The 17,568-nt window shown below is 66.1% G+C and carries 14 protein-coding genes; 5 read left to right on the forward strand and 9 right to left on the reverse strand.

What is annotated here, in order from left to right; all coding sequences use genetic code 11:
• Positions 1-146: 146 nt before the first annotated feature.
• From BJ970_RS23495 to BJ970_RS23525, 7 genes are all read right to left on the reverse strand, one after another.
• Complete coding sequence (locus BJ970_RS23495; protein WP_184728246.1) at positions 147-1,532, reverse strand: MmgE/PrpD family protein; 1,386 nt, start codon at positions 1,530-1,532, stop codon at positions 147-149.
• An 815-nt stretch (positions 1,533-2,347) separates the two neighbouring features.
• Positions 2,348-3,508 carry a nickel pincer cofactor biosynthesis protein LarC gene (larC, locus tag BJ970_RS23500; protein ID WP_184728247.1) on the reverse strand — a complete coding sequence of 387 codons (1,161 nt, stop codon included), beginning with the start codon at positions 3,506-3,508 and terminating at the stop codon, positions 2,348-2,350.
• On the reverse strand, positions 3,505-4,188 hold the full coding sequence (larB, locus tag BJ970_RS23505) for a nickel pincer cofactor biosynthesis protein LarB (RefSeq protein ID WP_184728248.1): 684 nt from the start codon (positions 4,186-4,188) through the stop codon (positions 3,505-3,507). The genes larC and larB overlap by 4 nt, the downstream gene beginning before the upstream one ends.
• Positions 4,188-5,030 carry an ATP-dependent sacrificial sulfur transferase LarE gene (gene larE, locus BJ970_RS23510; protein ID WP_184728249.1) on the reverse strand — a complete coding sequence of 281 codons (843 nt, stop codon included), beginning with the start codon at positions 5,028-5,030 and terminating at the stop codon, positions 4,188-4,190. The genes larB and larE overlap by 1 nt, the downstream gene beginning before the upstream one ends.
• A complete protein-coding gene (locus BJ970_RS23515; protein WP_184728250.1) occupies positions 5,027-6,040 on the reverse strand; it encodes a glycerate kinase family protein in 1,014 nt (337 codons plus the stop codon). Before BJ970_RS23515 ends, larE begins: the two co-directional genes overlap by 4 nt.
• Entirely contained in the window at positions 6,041-7,339 is a 1,299-nt protein-coding gene (gene larA, locus BJ970_RS23520) for a nickel-dependent lactate racemase (protein WP_184728251.1), read from the reverse strand.
• 39 nt (positions 7,340-7,378) lie between these two features.
• A complete protein-coding gene (locus tag BJ970_RS23525) occupies positions 7,379-9,073 on the reverse strand; it encodes an L-lactate permease (protein WP_184728252.1) in 1,695 nt (564 codons plus the stop codon).
• 142 nt (positions 9,074-9,215) lie between these two features.
• Here BJ970_RS23525 and BJ970_RS23530 point away from each other — a divergent pair, with 142 nt between their 5' ends.
• Positions 9,216-9,893: a GntR family transcriptional regulator gene (locus BJ970_RS23530; protein WP_184728253.1), complete on the forward strand. Its 678-nt coding sequence runs from the start codon at positions 9,216-9,218 to the stop codon at positions 9,891-9,893.
• A gap of 264 nt (positions 9,894-10,157) precedes the next feature.
• On the opposite strand, the gene BJ970_RS23535 is transcribed toward BJ970_RS23530, so the two are convergent.
• Positions 10,158-10,604 carry a MarR family winged helix-turn-helix transcriptional regulator gene (locus BJ970_RS23535; protein ID WP_184728254.1) on the reverse strand — a complete coding sequence of 149 codons (447 nt, stop codon included), beginning with the start codon at positions 10,602-10,604 and terminating at the stop codon, positions 10,158-10,160.
• A 99-nt stretch (positions 10,605-10,703) separates the two neighbouring features.
• On the opposite strand from BJ970_RS23535, the gene BJ970_RS23540 reads away from it, so the two are divergent.
• Complete coding sequence (locus BJ970_RS23540; RefSeq protein WP_184728255.1) at positions 10,704-11,768, forward strand: substrate-binding domain-containing protein; 1,065 nt, start codon at positions 10,704-10,706, stop codon at positions 11,766-11,768.
• Positions 11,769-11,778: 10 nt separating this feature from the next.
• Here BJ970_RS23540 and BJ970_RS23545 read toward each other — a convergent pair whose 3' ends face one another.
• The gene (locus BJ970_RS23545; RefSeq protein ID WP_184728256.1) at positions 11,779-12,672 is read right to left on the reverse strand and encodes a LysR family transcriptional regulator; all 894 of its coding nucleotides are present in this window, start codon (positions 12,670-12,672) and stop codon (positions 11,779-11,781) included.
• Between the two features lie 109 nt (positions 12,673-12,781).
• On the opposite strand from BJ970_RS23545, the gene BJ970_RS23550 reads away from it, so the two are divergent.
• The 3 genes from BJ970_RS23550 (at position 12,782) to BJ970_RS23560 (ending at position 17,513) form a co-directional block, all read left to right on the forward strand.
• Entirely contained in the window at positions 12,782-14,275 is a 1,494-nt protein-coding gene (locus tag BJ970_RS23550; RefSeq protein ID WP_184728257.1) for a CoA-acylating methylmalonate-semialdehyde dehydrogenase, read from the forward strand.
• 4 nt (positions 14,276-14,279) lie between these two features.
• Positions 14,280-15,452 (forward strand): iron-containing alcohol dehydrogenase, encoded by a 1,173-nt coding sequence (locus tag BJ970_RS23555; protein WP_221467288.1) that lies wholly within the window; start codon positions 14,280-14,282, stop codon positions 15,450-15,452.
• 237 nt (positions 15,453-15,689) lie between these two features.
• Complete coding sequence (locus BJ970_RS23560) at positions 15,690-17,513, forward strand: nitrilase-related carbon-nitrogen hydrolase (protein WP_184728258.1); 1,824 nt, start codon at positions 15,690-15,692, stop codon at positions 17,511-17,513.
• Positions 17,514-17,568 lie beyond the last annotated feature (55 nt).

Here is a 17,568-nt window from a genome sequence, read left to right on the forward strand (position 1 = left end):
GCGGTATCGGGTGGCCATGCCGACCGGTCGACAGCGAATGATAATTCGTCCGTACAAATTTACTTTAGACACCCGGCACAGGACAAGTCAAGCCCAGTAAATCCCACTAGAAATACTGTTTTCCCACGTCCTGAGCAGGCTGCCCGCTACGGCGCTGGGATGGATTCATCCGCATGTATCTTCACTGGACGGCAGGACGGCAGGACGGCGGCCAGCAGGACCGAAAGGTCGGCAGCGTTAGGGAGGGCGTCGACGGCCGCGAAAAGCCGGTTCAACTGCTCGGCGGTGAGATCCATTTCGGGCAGCAGCCGCTGGGCGTTTTCGCGCACCCCGTCGCGGCTCCACGACAGTTCCTTGGCCGCGTCATCGATGACGATGCGGACCTGCCTGCCGTCCACCAGCGTCGCCGTCGCCGCCACAGACTTCGGCGGCTGCGCCGGGTCGGGGATGACAGTGATCCGCCGCATCAGCGACAACACGTCGGGGTCGGCGAAACGCTGCAACGCGGCGTAGTCAACCTGACCGTGCACCAACGCCGTCGCGACTCCGAAGCTGACGCTCATGAGCGTTTGTGCGACTTCGGTGAATGGCCCGTCATAGCCGACACCCGGGTAGGTGCCTTCTCGCTCGTTGACCTTGAGGTCCAGCGTCACCACGTCCTGCGCACGAATGCCCTCTTCGCACGCCAGCTTCGCGGCCCCCAGCGCCGGGATCTGGTTGAAGGCGCAGACGGGGAAGGGCTTGAACGTTACGTCCAGGATCCGCCACTCGGCCCCGAGCCGATCCGCGAGGCAGCCGGGTTTCTCGGCCCCGCGCGCGAAGGAGTCGATGAAGCCGGCCCGGCCCTCCAGCGCGTGCACGGAGCCACGGGCGCCCTGGCGTGCCAGCAGGGCCGCCATCAGCCCGTTGGCTGCCGCCACGCCACCCTGGTAGTGCCATTCGTCAGTGCCGGCCGCGAAGGTTTCGCTCGTTCCTCCTGCGAAGGCGGCTGCCAACGCCAGCGCCGAGGTTGTTTTCGGCCGGTCGAGTCCGAAGACACGTGCGGCCGCCGCCGCGGCAGCCAGCGGCCCGTAGAGGCCCGTGGCCCGGAACGGTGGCGTCGTTAGCTCCGTCAGCGGATCGGAGACCGCCGTTGCGACCTCGTACCCCGCGATCATCCCGGCCAAGAAGGTAGCGCCATCCGCTTCCGCGTTTTCCGCCGCCGCTAGCGCGGCCGGAATCGTGACGATCCCTGGGTGGAACGTGCCGTGCGTGTCCTCCTGGGCGCGCGCATGAAGTAGTGCGCTGTTGGCGAAGGCGGCCGGGACGGCACCAGCGCGCCCGCCTGTGGTGAGCAGGTGTGCCGAGCCGCCCGCGCCTCCGTCGTACACCGCCGCCTCTGCCGTTTCGCCGAACCCGATGTCCCGGCCCGCGATTCCGACGACGAGGCCGTGGAGCAGGCAGTCTTGTGCTCGCGCCACCACTGCCGCCGGTACCGACGCGAGGTCGAGCCCCGCCGTGAACTCCGCCATCCGCTGGATTGCTGTGCTCATTCGATAACCCTCCTGCCGCCGAGCGCTCGACTCGGCCGCCCGCACGCAATGACAATCGTGGAATTGCCGTCGCTGACCGCCGATCGGGCTCCCACGAGCTCGATCAGAGCTGCGTGGTGGTAGGTGGTCCACGGTCGTCGTCCTGGTGGCACGTCCGCGGCGAATGATCAACGCCAGGCCACGACCGCCGCTGGGCTCGTGGCCCCGCAGGCTCCAGACCACCACCTCACCAAGCGGAAAGCATCGATTTGTACGGCTGTTTCGAGGGACACTAGGGCAGACAATCCGCCTAGTCAACGCTACTATCGCCCGATAGGTACGGACAAATCTAGCTTGTCGAGCCCGGGAGTGCCGGTAGGACTCGGTAGGTCTTCGCTGCCGTCGGTATCGAACACCGCGACCGCATCGTCACCCGCAGCTTCGTAGGCCATCCCTGCGATCGAGGCCCCCACCATGCCGACGCCGGTGGCAACTCCAGCGGCCGCATATGCCACCCTGGCCCAAACCGGTTCTTCGCGCTTTACCGGTGGGGCCGCAGGATGGCTGTTGTCAGCGGCAACGCACTCGATCACGCTGACGACTACGACGTGTAATCCGCCGGCCTCGGCGAGGTCATCGATAAGCTCGGAGACTTCGCCGAGCAGTACGCTCGGGACAACTGAGCCAGTGACCGCACAGCGAAGGGGATCGGCCGGGCTACCAAAGTGAGTGCCCGGGTGGCGCTGGCAGCAGGTGGTGTCGCTTTGGCCTCAACGGTAGATTCGACTGGTTTGCTCCAAGCGAAGACACTGGCGGTCGCCCTGGGTACCGACACTTTAGGATTCCCCTCCCTCCGCGGTGGCCACAGGAACCACGCCGAGCGCATCAGCCGCGACCTGGCGAGCGGGCATGTTAAGAGCGCGCGCGACGGCCACGACGTCGTCGTGCTCGGGTTTGGCATGCCACGGGCCCTGGTTGACCCGCACCGCGTGGCCGTGTACGTCGACGGTTGTCCTCCAGCGCGGGAGAGCGAGGCGGTCAACGGGGTAATGGCGAAGGCCGAGACTTCCGGTCTCCGCAAGCAGAACGCACCCCAGGCTCTCAATTTGCCTGTCCGCGCACAGTACATGAACCACATGTGCGGGCCGTCCCTTCTTCATCACGGCCGGGGTGATCCAGGCATCGGCTGCCCCGGCTTCGAGCAGCCTGGTGACTACGTGCCCGAGCACCTCGCCAGTGACGTCGTCAACGTTGGTCTCAATAACCACGTGACTTGCGTCTGGACGCGTTCGCCTGCCCAGCGTCGCCGGAAGGATGTTGGGGCGGTTCGCGAACACCCGTGTGCCAGCGCCGTAGCCCGTTCCGCACACCTCCATGGCGGGGACCGGACCATAGGTCGTGCCGAGCGCACCAAGCAGGGCCGCTCCGGTCGGGGTCACGGTCTCACCCTGCACGTCGATGCCTCTCACTTGGGCGCCGCGGAGCAGAGCAAGGGTGGCGGGAGCCGGTGCCGGCAGGGTCCCGTGAGCGCAGCGGACGGTACCGGCCCCCAGAGAGAGGGGCGCCGACACCACGTCCGTGATGCCGAGGAGGTGGACCGCGGCGGCGACGCCGACGGTGTCCACGACGGTGTCCAGGCCGCCGATCTCGTGCAAATGGACGTCCTCGGGGCGGCTGTTGTGCAAGGCGGCCTCCACCTCGGCGATGCCGCGTACCGCGGCGGCGGCGACGTCGGCGACCGGGGCGGGTTGCGCACGGCGCACATGTTCCAGCAACTCGGAGGCGCGGCGTTCGGTCGCGGTGTCGTCGATCGTCACCACGGCACGAGTACTGACGATCCCGTTGGCCTGGACGTGCTCCACATCGAGTTGCCACCCGCGAAGTCCGGTGCCGGCCACGGCCTCGCGGATTTCGCCGAGCGGTGCGCCGAGATCGAGCAGTGTGGCCAGCAGCATGTCGCCGGACAGCCCGGAGATCGGGTTGAGCCAGAGAATCACGGGCGCTCCCTGGTCGCAGCGTGCGCGAGCCGGTGGGCCGCCATGGCGGCGCCGAAGCCGGAGTCGATGTTGACCACAGTGAGTCCGGCAGCGCATGACGTGAGCATGGCGAGCAGTGCGGTCAGGCCCTCAAGCGCGGCACCGTAGCCGGTTGAGGTGGGCACCGCGATGACCGGGCAGGCGACCAGCCCCCCGACAGCGCTGGCCAGCGCCCCCTCCATGCCCGCCACGACGATGACGGTGTCGGCTTCGGCGATGGCATCGGCCTCGGCGAGCAGTCGGTGGATACCGGCTACTCCGACGTCGCGGTACAGCCGGACGTCGAGCCCGATCGCCTTGGCGACCGCAGCGGCTTCATGTGCCACCCGCCCGTCAGAAGTGCCGGCGGTGACGATGGCGACGCGGAACGGTCTTGGTTCAGCCGGTCGCCAGAACAGGATCCCGGCGTCCGCATCGGTGTGGGCTCCGGTCACCCGGTTCCGGATTGCCTCGGCGACGTCCGGCTCGATCCTCGTCACCAGTACCGGACCGTTGCTCCGGTCGAGCAGGACCTGCACGATCCCGACGATCTCCTCGACGGCCTTTCCCGGTGCGTACACGACTTCCGGAAGCCCTTGTCGCCGTTCGCGGTGGGTATCCACCCTGGCGTAGCCGAGATCCGAGAATCCTCTTCCTGGCATCACGCGCCTCGCCTCGCGATAGTCTGCTGCAACACGGTGGGGGCGGACAACAAGACGTTCATTCGCCCCGTGGCGAACCCGCTGAGATCGAGCGAGCAGAACGGGAATCCGGCTGCGCGCACGGCGCTGTCGATCTTGTCTCGCTCGCCGATCGCCCGATCGAGTTCCGCAGCTGGCAGCTCGATGCGGGCGACCTGGCCCCCGGCGTGGGCGCGCACTCGGCAGACCGGGAAGCCCAGATCGTGCAGCGCACGTTCGGCTGTCTCGATGCGGGACAGCAGAGCCGGGGTTACCGGGTCCCCGTAGGCGACTCGGGACGCGAGGCACGCCGCCGCCGGTTTGGCCGCCGTGCGCAGTCCGAGCCGTTCGCTGGCCTCTCGTACCTGCTGCTTGGTGAACCCGGCGTCGACAAGCGGCGCGATCGAACCGCGTTCGGCGGCCGCACGCTGTCCGGGCCGATGGTCGCCGAGGTCGTCGAGATTCGTGCCCAGCGCGATGCGCGCGTCCAGCGCCGTCGCCAGCGGACGCAGGGCGTCGAACAGCGCCGATTTGCAGTGGTAGCAGCGGTTCTCGCCATTCGCGATGTAGTCAGGGCGCTCGGCTTCATCGGTGCACACTTCGAGGTGGGCGATGTCGTGGTCGACGGCGAAAGCCCTTGCGGCACGGCGCTCGGCAGCCGGAAGACTTGGCGAGACGGCTGTGACGGCCAGCGCTGCGGGGCCCAGCACATCGCGTGCGACAGCGGCCAGCAGCGCCGAGTCGACTCCCCCCGAGTAGGCGACGATGAGGCGCCGCTCCTGGGCCAGTCGACTGCGCAAGGCCGACAGCAGGCTTTTGATCATGGCAGATCCATCCTGTCCGTGAGGTGTTTCGCAACGGCGAGCCGGATGCAGTCCGTTGTGGACTGCATGGCCGCGGTTTCGCCGAACTGCTCTAGCAGGGACACCGCGCGGATGCGGTCCCGGGCGTCGGCGTCGATGGCTCCGACGACCGCCAGAACCGGGACCCCGAACTCCGCGGCGTTGGCGGCCACGCCACCGACCACTTTTCCGTCGAACGAACCGGCGTCGAGCAACCCCTCGCCGGTGACGACGAGATCGGCATGGGCAAGCGCGTCCCGGAGGCCAGCCTCCTCGGCGATGACCGAGAAGCCCGGGACCAGCTGTGCTCCGAGCGCGGCCAGCCCTCCGGCGAGTCCGCCTGCCGCTCCCGCCCCGGGCAGCTGCGCAAGATCGACGCCGAACCGATCCAGGTATGCCCCCTGCAGCCGCTCCAGCCGGCGGGTGAGCTCCTCCACCTGACTGGGGGTCGCCCCCTTCTGCGGACCGAACACCCTCGACGCTTCGGTGAACGGGGTCAGGACATCGCAGCAGACGACGACTTCCGCGACGGCGCCGGGACCGTTCAGCGGTGCCAGGTCGGCCAGTACCTCCAGGGCGCCGGCACCGCCGTCGGTGGTGGCCGACCCGCCGAGACCGACGATGACCCGTCGGGCACCGGATCGGATCGCCGCTGCGATCAGTTCCCCGCTACCTCGTGTGGTGGCCGCGAGAGGGTCGTTGCCCTCCCGGCCCCCGGCCAGGGCCAGACCCGAGGCACGCGCCATCTCGACCACGGCTCGGCCGCCGGCGTCCAGCCGCCAGTCCGCCTGAACTGGAAGGCCGAGCGGGCCGGTTACCTCCGTGCTGCGATTGGGCCCGCCGAATGCTTCGAGCGTGCCCTCACCGCCGTCGGCGAGCGGAAGCTGGGTGCAGGTTCCCCCAAGTGCATCGACCGCCTCGGCGATGACCGCCGCGACCTCGGGGGCCGTGGCGGTCCCGCGGAACTTGTCGGGCGCAGCAACGACGTGCATTCACCCCACCTCGCCTGCGACGTAGGGGATGGTCTGCGGACCTTCCGGCAGAACGCACACGCGCGCATCGGGTCCGGCCTCGTTGAGTGCCTCGTACACGGCATCGGCAACGTCGGGGGCCGACTCCAGATGGGCCGCCCGCAGATCGTCGGCTGCGAGGTAAGTGCTGTGCACCAGCACCCTGGCCTTGCGTTGGATCTGGGCCTGTACCTGTACCTGCCACTGGTCAGGCATGGTGCGTTCGCGCGCCGCGATGTCCTCCAGCAAGGCTTGCGGTGATGGCGCGGAGGCCAGCACGTCGTGGTAGGAGCCGTGGTTGGGGAAGCCGTCCCGGCACTCCGCCGCGCAAATGATCACCCCGCCCTCCTTGACCACCTTCGCTGCTGCGGACATGCCTTTCACCGCTTGGTAGAGGTTCTGGTCAAGGGGATAGCCGGAGTTGGTCGTCACGACCACGTCGAACGGGCTTGGTACCTCCCGCATGGCGATCCGCTTCGCCTCGGCACGGGCCGCCCGGTGCATACTCTCCAACTCCCCACCGAAGGCCCGGACCACCTCGTGGTTGCGGTTGAGGATCACATCGAACGCGAAGTCCACTCCGGTGCCTGCTGCGATCGCCCGGATGTCGTCGTGCACGGGGTTGCCCTCGCACCGGCCCCAGGTGGCGTTCGGGTGTCCGATGCGACCGGCGTCGTGCAGCGTCAGCACCGTCGCCAGTCCGGCCAGGCCGGGTGCGACAAGCTTGGGCCCACCGGAGAAGCCTGCGAAGAAGTGCGGCTCGACGAACCCCGTCGTGATCCGGACGTCGGCATTGAGCCACTCCCGGTTCAACCAGACCGGGACCGCATCGCCATGGTGCCCGCACCAGGCCAGCGAAGCGTCGTCCCGGGCATCGTGATTGACGATCCGTACCGTGTCGACGACCTCGTCGCCGAGCATCTCTCGAAGCTCGGCATCGCTGTTCGCACGATGCGTACCGGTGGCGACCAGCAGCACTACGTCTTCCAGGCGCACCACACCCTCAAGTTCGGTCAGCAGCGCCGGGATCATCAGGTGGCGCGGTTGCGGACGGGTGCTGTCGCACAGTGACACGGCCACCGTCTGTCCCTTGTGGACCAGTTCACGGAGTGGCGGGCCGGCGAGCGGCTGACGCAGTGCCTGCCGAAGAGCCCCCATCGGGTCCGGGACACCCGGAAGGAACCGGGGCTGCACCACAGTGAGCCGATCCCTGGGCAGGTCGACTAGCAAGCCGGTCCGGCCGTAGGCCAACCGGACGGAGGTCGTCTGGAGCTCAACCATTGCGGTCCTCGAGTTCGCGGGAGGCTGGGGGCAGTGTGGTCACGGCACCATCCAGCCCAGCACCTGAGTGGATTGGAGATAGATCAGGACCGATGAGACGGCGAGCAGTCCGAGACTCCAGCCGATCACCTTCCGGAAGATCTCCGGCTCGGCTCCGGGCCTGTCGATTGCGGCGGCTGCCACCGCGAGGTTCTGAGCGGAGATCATCTTGCCCAGCACACCTGCCGACGAGTTGGCGGCGGCGAGCAGCACCGGGCTCAGCCCCGTCTTCTGAGCTGCGGCGACCTGCAGGGCACCGAAGAGCGAATTGGATGAGGTGTCAGAGCCGGTGACCGCGACACCAAACCAGCCGACGACGGGAGAGAGGAGCGCGAACAGCCCTCCTGCCGAGGCCATTGCGGCGCCGAGGCTGGCGGTCTGACCGGAGAAGTTCATCACGAAGGCCAGGCCGAGTACCGAGGTGACGGTCACGATGGTCCACCTCAACTGGACAAGAGTGTCCGCGTAGCAGCGCACCGCCCGGCTCAGCCCCACGCGATACACCAGCATGGTGAGCAGGCCCGCGAACAGGAGGAAGGTTCCGGTGCCGTTGATGTGCTCGAGCGTGAACTCCGTGGCGATCGGCTGTCCGCCGGCGGAGACGAGGTGCAGGCCGGGCCAGTTGAACTTGAACGTACCGATGTCGATGAGCCATTGCTTGACCGGGCCGGACTGCTTGATCGCGAACAGTCCGATGATGATGAGGTAGGGAGCGGTGGCCATTATGGTCGAGCCACTGGTGTCGCTGGTCCCGCTGCCCCGCTCCGGTTTTTCCGGCGCTTCGTCGAAGGTTGTGTCCCCGTCGCTGGTACCCCGGGTGTCCGCTGACGCGCTGCCCACAACGGACGGAACCCTGGGGGCGTGTGTGGCCAACGTGTCCTCCGCGGGCTGCCACATGCGAAGGAACCCGAGCACGACGGCGATGGTGACGGTTCCCGCGACGATGTCGGTGATCTCCACGCTGACGTAGTTGGCGGTGATGAACTGGCTGGCAGCGAAGGCGAACCCGGCGACCAGCGCGACCGGCCAGGTCTGCCGCACACCACGGCGGCCGTCGACCAGGTACACCAGGACCAGCGGGATGAACGCGGCGATCAACGGGGTCTGGCGTCCGGCCATCTGTCCGAGCGTCTCCAGGGGCAGTCCCGTGACGGAGGCCAGGGTGGTGATCGGTACGCCCATGCTCCCGAAGGCGACTGGAGCGGTATTGGCGACCAGCGCCACGACCGCGGCCTTGACCGGGCGCAGGCCCACTGCCATGAGCATCACAGCCGATATCGCCACCGGGGCACCGAATCCTGCCAGCGCCTCCATCAGCGCTCCGAAGCAGAACGCGATCAGGATCGCCTGGACCCGGGTGTCGTCCGACACAGCACGGATCTTGCGTCCCAGCACCGGGAACCAGCCGGTCACCTCGGTCATCTTGTAAATCCATACCGCGTTGATCAGGATCCACAAGATCGGGAACAACCCGTACAACGCACCGTAGAAGGCTGCACTCGCGGCCTGTCCGAGCGGCATCTGCCAGCCGAGCACGGCCAGCGCCATCGAGAGTCCGAGGGTGGCTACGGCAGCGACCGGCGCTTTGACCCGAAACACGCCCAGCAGGACGAACAAGGTCACCGGGGGAAGAGCGGCGCAGAGGGCTGTCAGTGGAAGTGAGCCGGCAATCGGATCAAGCACTTGCTGAAACACGCAACCTCCTCATTGAGGAAAACCCGGAAGCAAGACCGGTATACTTGTAAGACAATCCACCTGTCAGGGTCAAGAGCCTGGTCTGAAATACTCGGATCCGGGACCGCTCGACCGAGCGGCGAGACCGAGAGATGGGGACGGTATGTCGCTCAGGCTTCAGGCGCTGTCGATCATCGACGCGCTCGCTGAGGACCTGCGCACGCGGATCTTCCGCGGCGAACTGGCTGGAGGTACTCGGCTCACCGAGACAGAACTCGCCACCAAGTACGACGTGGCGCGACCGACGGCCAAGGCGGCGATCGAGAAGCTGGTGACGGAAGGTCTGCTCCGCCGAGACGTGCACAAGACGGCTCGGATCCCGCACTTGGACGTGGGGGACATCGAGGATCTGTACCTCAGCAGGGCCTGCATCGAGAAAGAGGTCGCCCGCCGGTTGGCGCCGGGTCGGATCGTGCCGGAGGCTGCGCGAAAGGCGCAAGCTGACATCGTTGCCGCAGGGGACACGTGGACTATTGACATCGTCGAACCCGACGTGCGGTTTCATCAGTCGCTCGTCGACGCGGTCGGCAGCTCCCGGACCAGCAGGCTCTATCAGGTGCTGATGGGAGAGATGCGGTTGTGCATGGCCCAGATCCAGTCCTATGGCGTGACGCGAGCGTCAGTGATCTCCGCTGAGCACCAGGCCATTCTGGACCAGATTGAGGCCGCCGATGCCGACGCTGCGGCCCGCACCGTCGCCAACCACCTCGAGCGCGCCTGCCGCGACCTGACCCGTTCACTGCGGGCAACCACGACGTACGGCGAGGCCGAGAGCTCCTGACACTGTCGCTCACCCGCATCCACCGACCCGACCGCAGCGGACGCGAAGCCGGCCCTACAGGCAGCCCGCTCGTCGCCTCACCGGGATCCCGGGCCGGTTGATACGCAGTCGGGAGTCAGGTCTTCTTTTGTTTGTTGGGAGTTGGGGGAATTCCATGGTCAGTTCTAGGGAGCGCGCCGATCCACAGTGGACGACTGGATCGTCGCTCGCCAGAGTGTCGGGGTGGCGCGCCGCACGGTTGACCGGTTGACCGGCGCGATCCGGTCAGCGACTCTCTTGAACCGCCACGTCCGAACCGTTCAAACTGGACACAATCTCTTGGGACAGTGATCCCACTTGGTGGAGCTTGTGCACGACGTGCTCGGGAAGGGTGAGCTCTGCTCGGTCGAGCAGCTCACTGAGCTGGCGGTGCACGTTGCGGCCTCTGGGCGTCAGCAGGAGCTTTACGCGTCGTCGATCGGCGTCGTCGATCCGGCGGTACACAAGGTTGTTGACGACCAGACGGTCGACCAGCTTGCTGAGATGGGGAAGTGTCAGTCCGGTGTCGCCACTGAGCTTCGTCATCGAGATGCCGGACGTTTTCGCGAGGCTGTCCAGGACATGCCATTGCCCGACGCTGGCACCCTCGACGGACAGGAGGTGGTCGAACCGGTCGGTCAGCAGGCGGTCGAGACGAGCGAGCTCTTGCGCGGCCGTAGCGATCACGCCCATGCCTCGTCCTCCGCGTCGGTAGAGCGACTCGCCCTGAGGTTACAGTGTTCGTCAACGTTGCGTCATACCAGAACGGGGTACAACCGAGAGCCGGGACAGATGGATGCCGACAGTGTGATGATTGCGGTTGTCAATCCGATGCAAGGGCCACTGGGGATCATTGGCCCGCCTGCCCAGCTGTGTGCTCAACTCGCGCTCGAGGAGATCAACGAGCGTGGCGGCATCCTGGGGCGGCAGGTGCATCTCCTGTCGGTAGACGGTGGTGTTGCACCGGCGACTGTGGCAGCTCGGATAGAGTCCTTGGTCGCCCGAGGTCTCATCGACGCTGTTGTGGGTACGCATACGTCCGCGGTAAGAGAGCGGGTCACGCCTGTTCTTCGTAATCAGTACCCCTATGTCTACACTTCCCTGTACGAGGGCGGCGAGCGCAATCCTGGGGTTTTCCTCACCGGAGAGACCCCCGACCTTCAAATCGCGCCGGCCATGCGGCTTCTGGCGGAGGACCGCCGCATCAAGAGATGGGCAGTCGTCGGCAATGACTACATTTGGCCGAGGGCTACCGCGGCATACATTCGTCGTCATCTCGCCCGTGTGGAGCAGGAGCTGGTTGGAGAATGGTATGAACCTTTGGGGAGGCAAGATTTCTCCGGCAGCCTGGAGTGGCTCTCGTCAACCGGTGTTGAGGGTGTTGTAGTCCTGCTCGTCGGTCAGGACGGTGTGGAGTTTCATCGCGGGTTCGCCGCCAGGGGTCTATCGCGTCGCATTACGCGCCTCACCCCGCTGATGGACGAGAACATGGTTTACGCGGCGGGAATTGAAGCCTCGCACGACCTTTTCGTCAGCGCGGCGTATTTCTCGGTGCTGCCGACCGAGGGAAGTCTCGACTTCACGGGTCGCTATGCGAGAAGGTTCGGCCCAGACGCTCCGGTTGTGGGGACCATGGCTGAGTCGTGCTATGAGGGCATGCACCTGCTGGCCGCGCTTGCGGCGGCCGCGGGAAGCTTGGATATTTCCAAGATGTCCCAGGCCGCGGACAGCGTCGTGCTCGACGGGCCGCGGGGGCGGCAAGTGATTCGTGATCGGCACGCTATCGCCACCACGTACCTGGCTGAAGCCGAGGGCTTGGATTTCCGGATCTTGACCGACCTGTTGCCCAAGCGGTGACGATTCGAGTTCAACCGGATGAGTCGTGCAGTTCCGGGTTCGCGGTGACGATCGAGGTCAATAGCTCGTTGACGACTTGGACGCGCCTGAGGCGGGCCAGTTCCTTGGGGACGACCAGCCAGTACGTGCGTTGTGCCGAGAAGTCCCCAGGTAGCACCTCACGGAGGGTGGGCTCGTCGGCGGCGATGTAGGTGGGTAGCAGCCCGATTCCAAGACCGGCCTTCGTGGCTGTCAGGTGGCCGCTGATGTTGTTGGTCTGAATTGTCGCTTTGCAGTCCGGCAGCAGCTGACTCAGCGTCTTCAGCGGTTGCACATCGAGAACGGAGTCGATGTACCAGATGAGTGTGTGGTTGCTCAGTTCGCGGATGGAGGTGACCGGCTCGTTTTCGGCGCAGTACTCGCGCGTCGCATACAGCTTCAGTGAGTATCCGGTCAGTCGTCTGATCGCGACGCTTCGCGAGGCTGGTCGTTCCAGGGTGACGGCGACATCGAAGTCGCCGGATCCCAGCAGGCCGTGAACAGTTGCCGTGGTCACCTCGACCACCAGGTCGGGATGCTGGCGGCGCAGGGGGCCGAGTCCGGGGAGCAGGAGGTAGGCGCCGAAACCGTCGGGAGCGGCGAGCTTGATGGTGCCTGACAGGCTCTGCGAATCGGAGGTGTCGTCGAAGGCGGCGGCCATGGCCGTCTCGATCGATTCGGCAACGGGGACAAGCTGCCGGCCCCGTTCGGTCAGGCGCCATCCGGCCGGGTACCGGTCGAAGAGCCGTTGGCCGATCTCCCGCTCGAGGTTGGCGATGCGGCGGGCGACGGTGGTGTGCTCGACACCGAGTCGTCGAGCCGCGTCGACCAGGCGTCCGGACCGGGCCAGTTCGAGCAGGAACTTCATGTCGTCAGCACTCCGCATGCAGCCATTGTGCATCGATGCACATCTAGGTGCGACTTTGCCTTCTTGACCGCATAGAAATTCTCAACGAGAGTCGTCGCTCATAGCCAGGCACGACGGAGGGAAGACAGTGAGCGACACGATCGGACATTGGAGCGACGGAAAAACTTTCGCGGGATCCAGTACGTCGACCGCCCCCGTGTCCAACCCGGCGACCGGGGTGACGACGGGGCAGGTCGCGTTGGCCAATGGTCAGGACGCCCAGGCCGTCATCGACGCGGCCGCGGCGGCGTTGCCCGCCTGGCGCGATTTGTCGCTAACCCGTCGAACCGCCATCTTGTTCCGCTTCCGCGAGTTGCTCAACGAGCGCAAGGCCGAGCTGGCGCAGATCATCACCCGCGAACACGGCAAGGTGTTGTCTGACGCGCTCGGTGAGATCTCGCGTGGCCAGGAGGTCGTCGAGTTCGCATGCGGGATCCCGCACCTGGTCAAGGGCGGCTACACCGAGAATGCCTCCACTGGAGTCGACGCGTTCTCCATCCGGCAGCCGCTGGGTGTCGTCGGCATCATTTCTCCCTTCAATTTCCCGGCGATGGTGCCGATGTGGTTCTTCCCCATCGCGATCGCCGCGGGCAACACGGTCGTGCTGAAGCCCTCGGAAAAAGATCCGAGTGCGTCGCTGTGGCTTGCCGAACTGTGGAGCGAGGCCGGTCTGCCTCCAGGCGTGTTCAACGTCCTGCAGGGAGACAAGACCGCCGTTGACGCGCTGCTGGAGAGTCCCATCGTGCGGGCGGTCAGCTTCGTCGGGTCGACACCGATCGCGCGGTATGTCTACTCGCGGGCAGCGGAACATGGCAAGCGGGTACAGGCGCTCGGGGGCGCGAAGAACCACGCCGTCGTGCTCCCCGACGCGGACCTGGAGCTTGCCGCCGATGCCATGGTCAACGCGGGCTTCGGGTCCGCGGGACAACGATGCATGTCGATCTCGGTCGTCGTCGCGGTCGGTTCGGTCGCTGACGACCTCGTTGCGAAGATCGCGCAGCGTGCTCAGTCGCTTGAGGTCGGTGATGGAACGAAGGACGCCGATATGGGGCCGCTGGTCACCCGGCAGCACCGCGACCGGGTCGCGTCCTACATCGATGCAGGCGAGGCGGCCGGAGCGAAGGTAGTCGTCGATGGCCGGCTCGTGGCGGTGCAGGACCGCACTGATGGGTTCTGGCTTGGGCCGACGCTGCTGGACCACGTCCGCCCAGGCATGTCCGTCTACGACGACGAGATCTTCGGCCCCGTGCTCTCGGTGGTCCGGGTGGACACCTATGAGCAAGCCCTCGCACTGATCAACGCCAACCCCTACGGCAACGGAACGGCGATCTTCACCAGCGACGGTGGTGCGGCGCGACGGTTCCAAACCGAGGTGGAAGTGGGCATGGTCGGCATCAACGTGCCGATCCCGGTCCCGATGGCTTACTACAGCTTCGGCGGCTGGAAGAACAGTCTCTTTGGCGATACCCATGCCCACGGCATGGAAGGCGTCCACTTCTTCACCCGCGGGAAGGCGGTGACGGCACGCTGGGCCGATCCGAGCCGCCGTGGACTCGATCTCGGCTTCCCCAGCAACCACTGACCGGATGAATGGCGCGATGACAACTCAACTTTCTTTCCCGCGATTCACCCGGATCGGCGCCGGGGCAGTCGACGAGCTGGGCACTGTCCTTACGCACCTGGGCCTGAAGCGGCCTCTGGTGGTGACCGATTCTTATCTGACCACGACGGGTACCGCCGAGCGGCTCACGAAGGCCCTGGTCCGTGCGGGGCTCTCGCCACGGCTGTTCTCCGGGACGGTGCCTGACCCGACCACCGCGTCTCTCGAGGCTGGGCTCGACGTTGCCGGAGCACATGACGCGGACAGCGTGATCGGCTTCGGCGGTGGGAGCCCGATCGACACGGCCAAGGCGCTGGCGGTGCTGGCTGTCAACGGCGGTCGGATGCGCGACTACAAGGCTCCGCATGTCTACACCGGTCCCGCGCTGCCGATCATCGCGGTACCCACGACTGCCGGCAGTGGCTCCGAGGCTACGCAGTTCAGCGTGATCAGTGACAGCGAGACCGATGAGAAGATGCTGTGTCCGGGACCATCGTTTCTTCCCATCGCCGCGATCGTCGACTTCGAACTGACCATGTCGATGCCGGCCCGGCTGACCGCGGACACCGGCGTCGACGCGCTGACCCATGCGATCGAGGCCTACGTCAGCCGTAAGGCGAACCCGGTCTCCGATGCGCTCGCGTTGTCGGCGATCCGCACGATCGCCGGCAACCTCGAGACGGCCTATCGCGATGGCCAGGACCGGGGCGCCAGGGAGGCGATGATGGTCGCTTCGACGCAGGCAGGGATGGCGTTCTCCAATTCCAGTGTCGCTCTCGTCCACGGCATGAGCCGCCCGATCGGCGCGCATTTCCACGTCGCGCACGGCTTGTCGAATGCCATGCTGCTGCCCGCGGTGACGCGATTCTCGGTCTCGGGCGCTGTCGGCCGCTACGCCGACTGTGCCCGCACGTACGGGGCCGCGGGCGACGCGGACCCGGACGGCGTAGCGGCCGACAAGCTGGTCGAAGCTGTGACGCGGCTGTGCCGGGAACTCGATGTGCCCACGCCGAAGTCGTACGGAATCGACCGGCGCGAGTGGGACAGCCTCATCCTGACGATGGCCAAGCAGGCCGTCGCCTCCGGGTCGCCGGCCAACAACCCGAGAGTTCCAGGCATTTCAGACATCGAGGAGCTCTACCGGAACGTATTCGACTGACCACCTCGCGCGGTTCGGCGGCGCAGCGCGTTACGCGGGCGGCGCGGCCGTCTACGCTCTACCGGCAACTATTGCAGCCAGATCGTTTACGCAGTACAGAGCCTTGTCGTTAACATCCATAAAACATGAGATGGGCACGAGTTACGTCGGCGCAATACATCGCGAGAGTCAACGAAACTGCGGGCTCATAGCCTCACGGACGTGACTTCAGAGCTTTCGCGACCGAAGGGAGCCGAAGTGGCCAACGAAGCCTTCACTGCGGCGAGTGTCCAGTTCGAACCGACACTGTTCGACAAGGACCGGAATATCAGCCGGCTGCTCGACCTGGTGGAACAGGCCGCTCATGCCGGGGCGAAGCTGGTGACGACGCCTGAGATGGCGACCACGGGCTACTGCTTCTTTGACGAAGCCGAAGCCGAGCGGATGGCAGAGCCGATTCCAGGCTCTACAGTGGACAGGTTCGCGGCCTTGGCTTCGGCCCACGGCATCCACGTCGTGCTCGGCATGCCGGAGCGGGACGTGGACAGCGGACTGCTGTACAACGCGGCTGTGCTGATCGGCCCCGACGGCGTCATCGGTACCCATCGCAAGTCCCACTCCTACATCGCCGAGCCGAAATGGGCGGCCCCGGGCAACCATGGCCACCAGGTCTTCGACACCGCTGTGGGCAGGATCGCGGTGCTGATCTGTATGGACCTCCACTTCATCGAGACCGGCAGGCTCGTTGGCCTGGAGGGGGCCGACGTGATCTGTCACCTCAGCAACTGGCTCGCCGAACGGACACCGGCTCCTTACTGGATCAGCCGCGCCTACGAGAACGCGAGCTACCTGATCGAGAGCAACAGGTGGGGACTGGAGCGCGGCGTCCAGTTCAGTGGCGGGTCCTGCGTCATCGGTCCCGATGCCACGATCTTGGCGAGCCGGGACAGCGGTGACGGGCTCGTTTTCGCGACGATCGACCCGGCCGCCGCGCGCGCGGCCAAACGCGCCGCCGATTCGTCGCTGTCACGGCGCAGGCCCGAGCTTTATCGAGAGCTGCAGAAGAACACGTACCTGTGGAACCCGTTGGAGTTCTTCCCCCTGTATGGCCGCAGCCCCCTTCCGCCAGGACGCGAAAGCGTCGTGACGGTGGTGCAGGAGAAGTTCACCGCGACCCCGGCGCACAACGCCGCCAAGATCATCGAATACGCCGACAAGGTCCACGCGCGCGATCGCGGCGAGCTGATTGTCTTTCCTGAGCTCGCGCTCTCCGGTGGCGCCGCGGCCGGTGGGCAGCTGCGATCTCTGGCCCGGGAATCCGCCAGGCAGGTAGACCTCCTTCTCGGTGCCTGTGCACGGCTGGGCGTATGGATGTTGGTCGGCATGTACGAGTCCGATGAGGACGACGATCGGGTGCACAACACCCTGTTCCTCCTCGGCCCTGGGGGTGTCGCCGCAAGGCATCGGAAAGTGCACTTGGCGGAAACGGAATCCGCGGTTGCCGCCGGTGATGTTTTCACCACGGTCGACACACCGTTCGGAAGAGTTGGCATCGCGCACGGTGACGATATCTGGCAGCCGGAGACCGGGCGCATTCTCGCGTTGCGAGGCTGTGATCTGGTGGTCGCTGGCGCAGACCTCCAGCACCGAATGACGCAAGGCCATGACGGCAGCACGATCGAGCACGGGTATCCGATTCCGCACGGGGCCGACCCGGTGCATTGGCACCATATTCGGGTACGCGCGGGTGAGAACAATGTGTACCTGGCGTTCGCCAACACGCCGGCGGTGGGCGCGAGTGGCATCTTCGGGCCGGACACGTTCGCGTTTCCCCGAATCGAGCGTATGGCCGGCCGCGATTCGACCTGGGTATCCATGGTGGTGGACACCCGAGATGGCGGCGGGCGCTATCCGGCCACGACGGTTCGGCGCAAGGACCTGGTGTCGATGCGCCTCCCGCACCACTACGGGGCCCTTTCGGCGCCGACGCCCACCGAAGCGCCTCGTACCGGCGATGTGGAGGAGCGCGATGTCGCGTCCCACGACTCCGGTAAAGAACGCCAGTCGCTCGACGTGGGCTAGCCGGAACTCCATTATCGGATTCCGCGAATTCGTTGAAATATCGCTATTGCAGGGA

It is taken from the genome of Saccharopolyspora phatthalungensis (assembly GCF_014203395.1).
GTDB lineage: Bacteria > Actinomycetota > Actinomycetes > Mycobacteriales > Pseudonocardiaceae > Saccharopolyspora > Saccharopolyspora phatthalungensis.

Bases quoted from the DNA above. Each gene is read 5' to 3' on its own strand.
- BJ970_RS23495 (WP_184728246.1), bottom strand. From the start codon at position 1,532: ATGAGCACAGCAATCCAGCGGATGGCGGAGTTCACGGCGGGGCTCGAC.
- BJ970_RS23555 (WP_221467288.1), top strand. From the start codon at position 14,280: ATGAATGGCGCGATGACAACTCAACTTTCTTTCCCGCGATTCACCCGG.
- BJ970_RS23530 (WP_184728253.1), top strand. From the start codon at position 9,216: ATGTCGCTCAGGCTTCAGGCGCTGTCGATCATCGACGCGCTCGCTGAG.
- BJ970_RS23535 (WP_184728254.1), bottom strand. From the start codon at position 10,604: ATGGGCGTGATCGCTACGGCCGCGCAAGAGCTCGCTCGTCTCGACCGC.
- larE (WP_184728249.1), bottom strand. From the start codon at position 5,030: ATGATCAAAAGCCTGCTGTCGGCCTTGCGCAGTCGACTGGCCCAGGAG.
- larA (WP_184728251.1), bottom strand. From the start codon at position 7,339: ATGGTTGAGCTCCAGACGACCTCCGTCCGGTTGGCCTACGGCCGGACC.
- BJ970_RS23540 (WP_184728255.1), top strand. From the start codon at position 10,704: ATGGATGCCGACAGTGTGATGATTGCGGTTGTCAATCCGATGCAAGGG.
- larB (WP_184728248.1), bottom strand. From the start codon at position 4,188: ATGCCAGGAAGAGGATTCTCGGATCTCGGCTACGCCAGGGTGGATACC.
- BJ970_RS23515 (WP_184728250.1), bottom strand. From the start codon at position 6,040: ATGCACGTCGTTGCTGCGCCCGACAAGTTCCGCGGGACCGCCACGGCC.
- BJ970_RS23545 (WP_184728256.1), bottom strand. From the start codon at position 12,672: ATGCGGAGTGCTGACGACATGAAGTTCCTGCTCGAACTGGCCCGGTCC.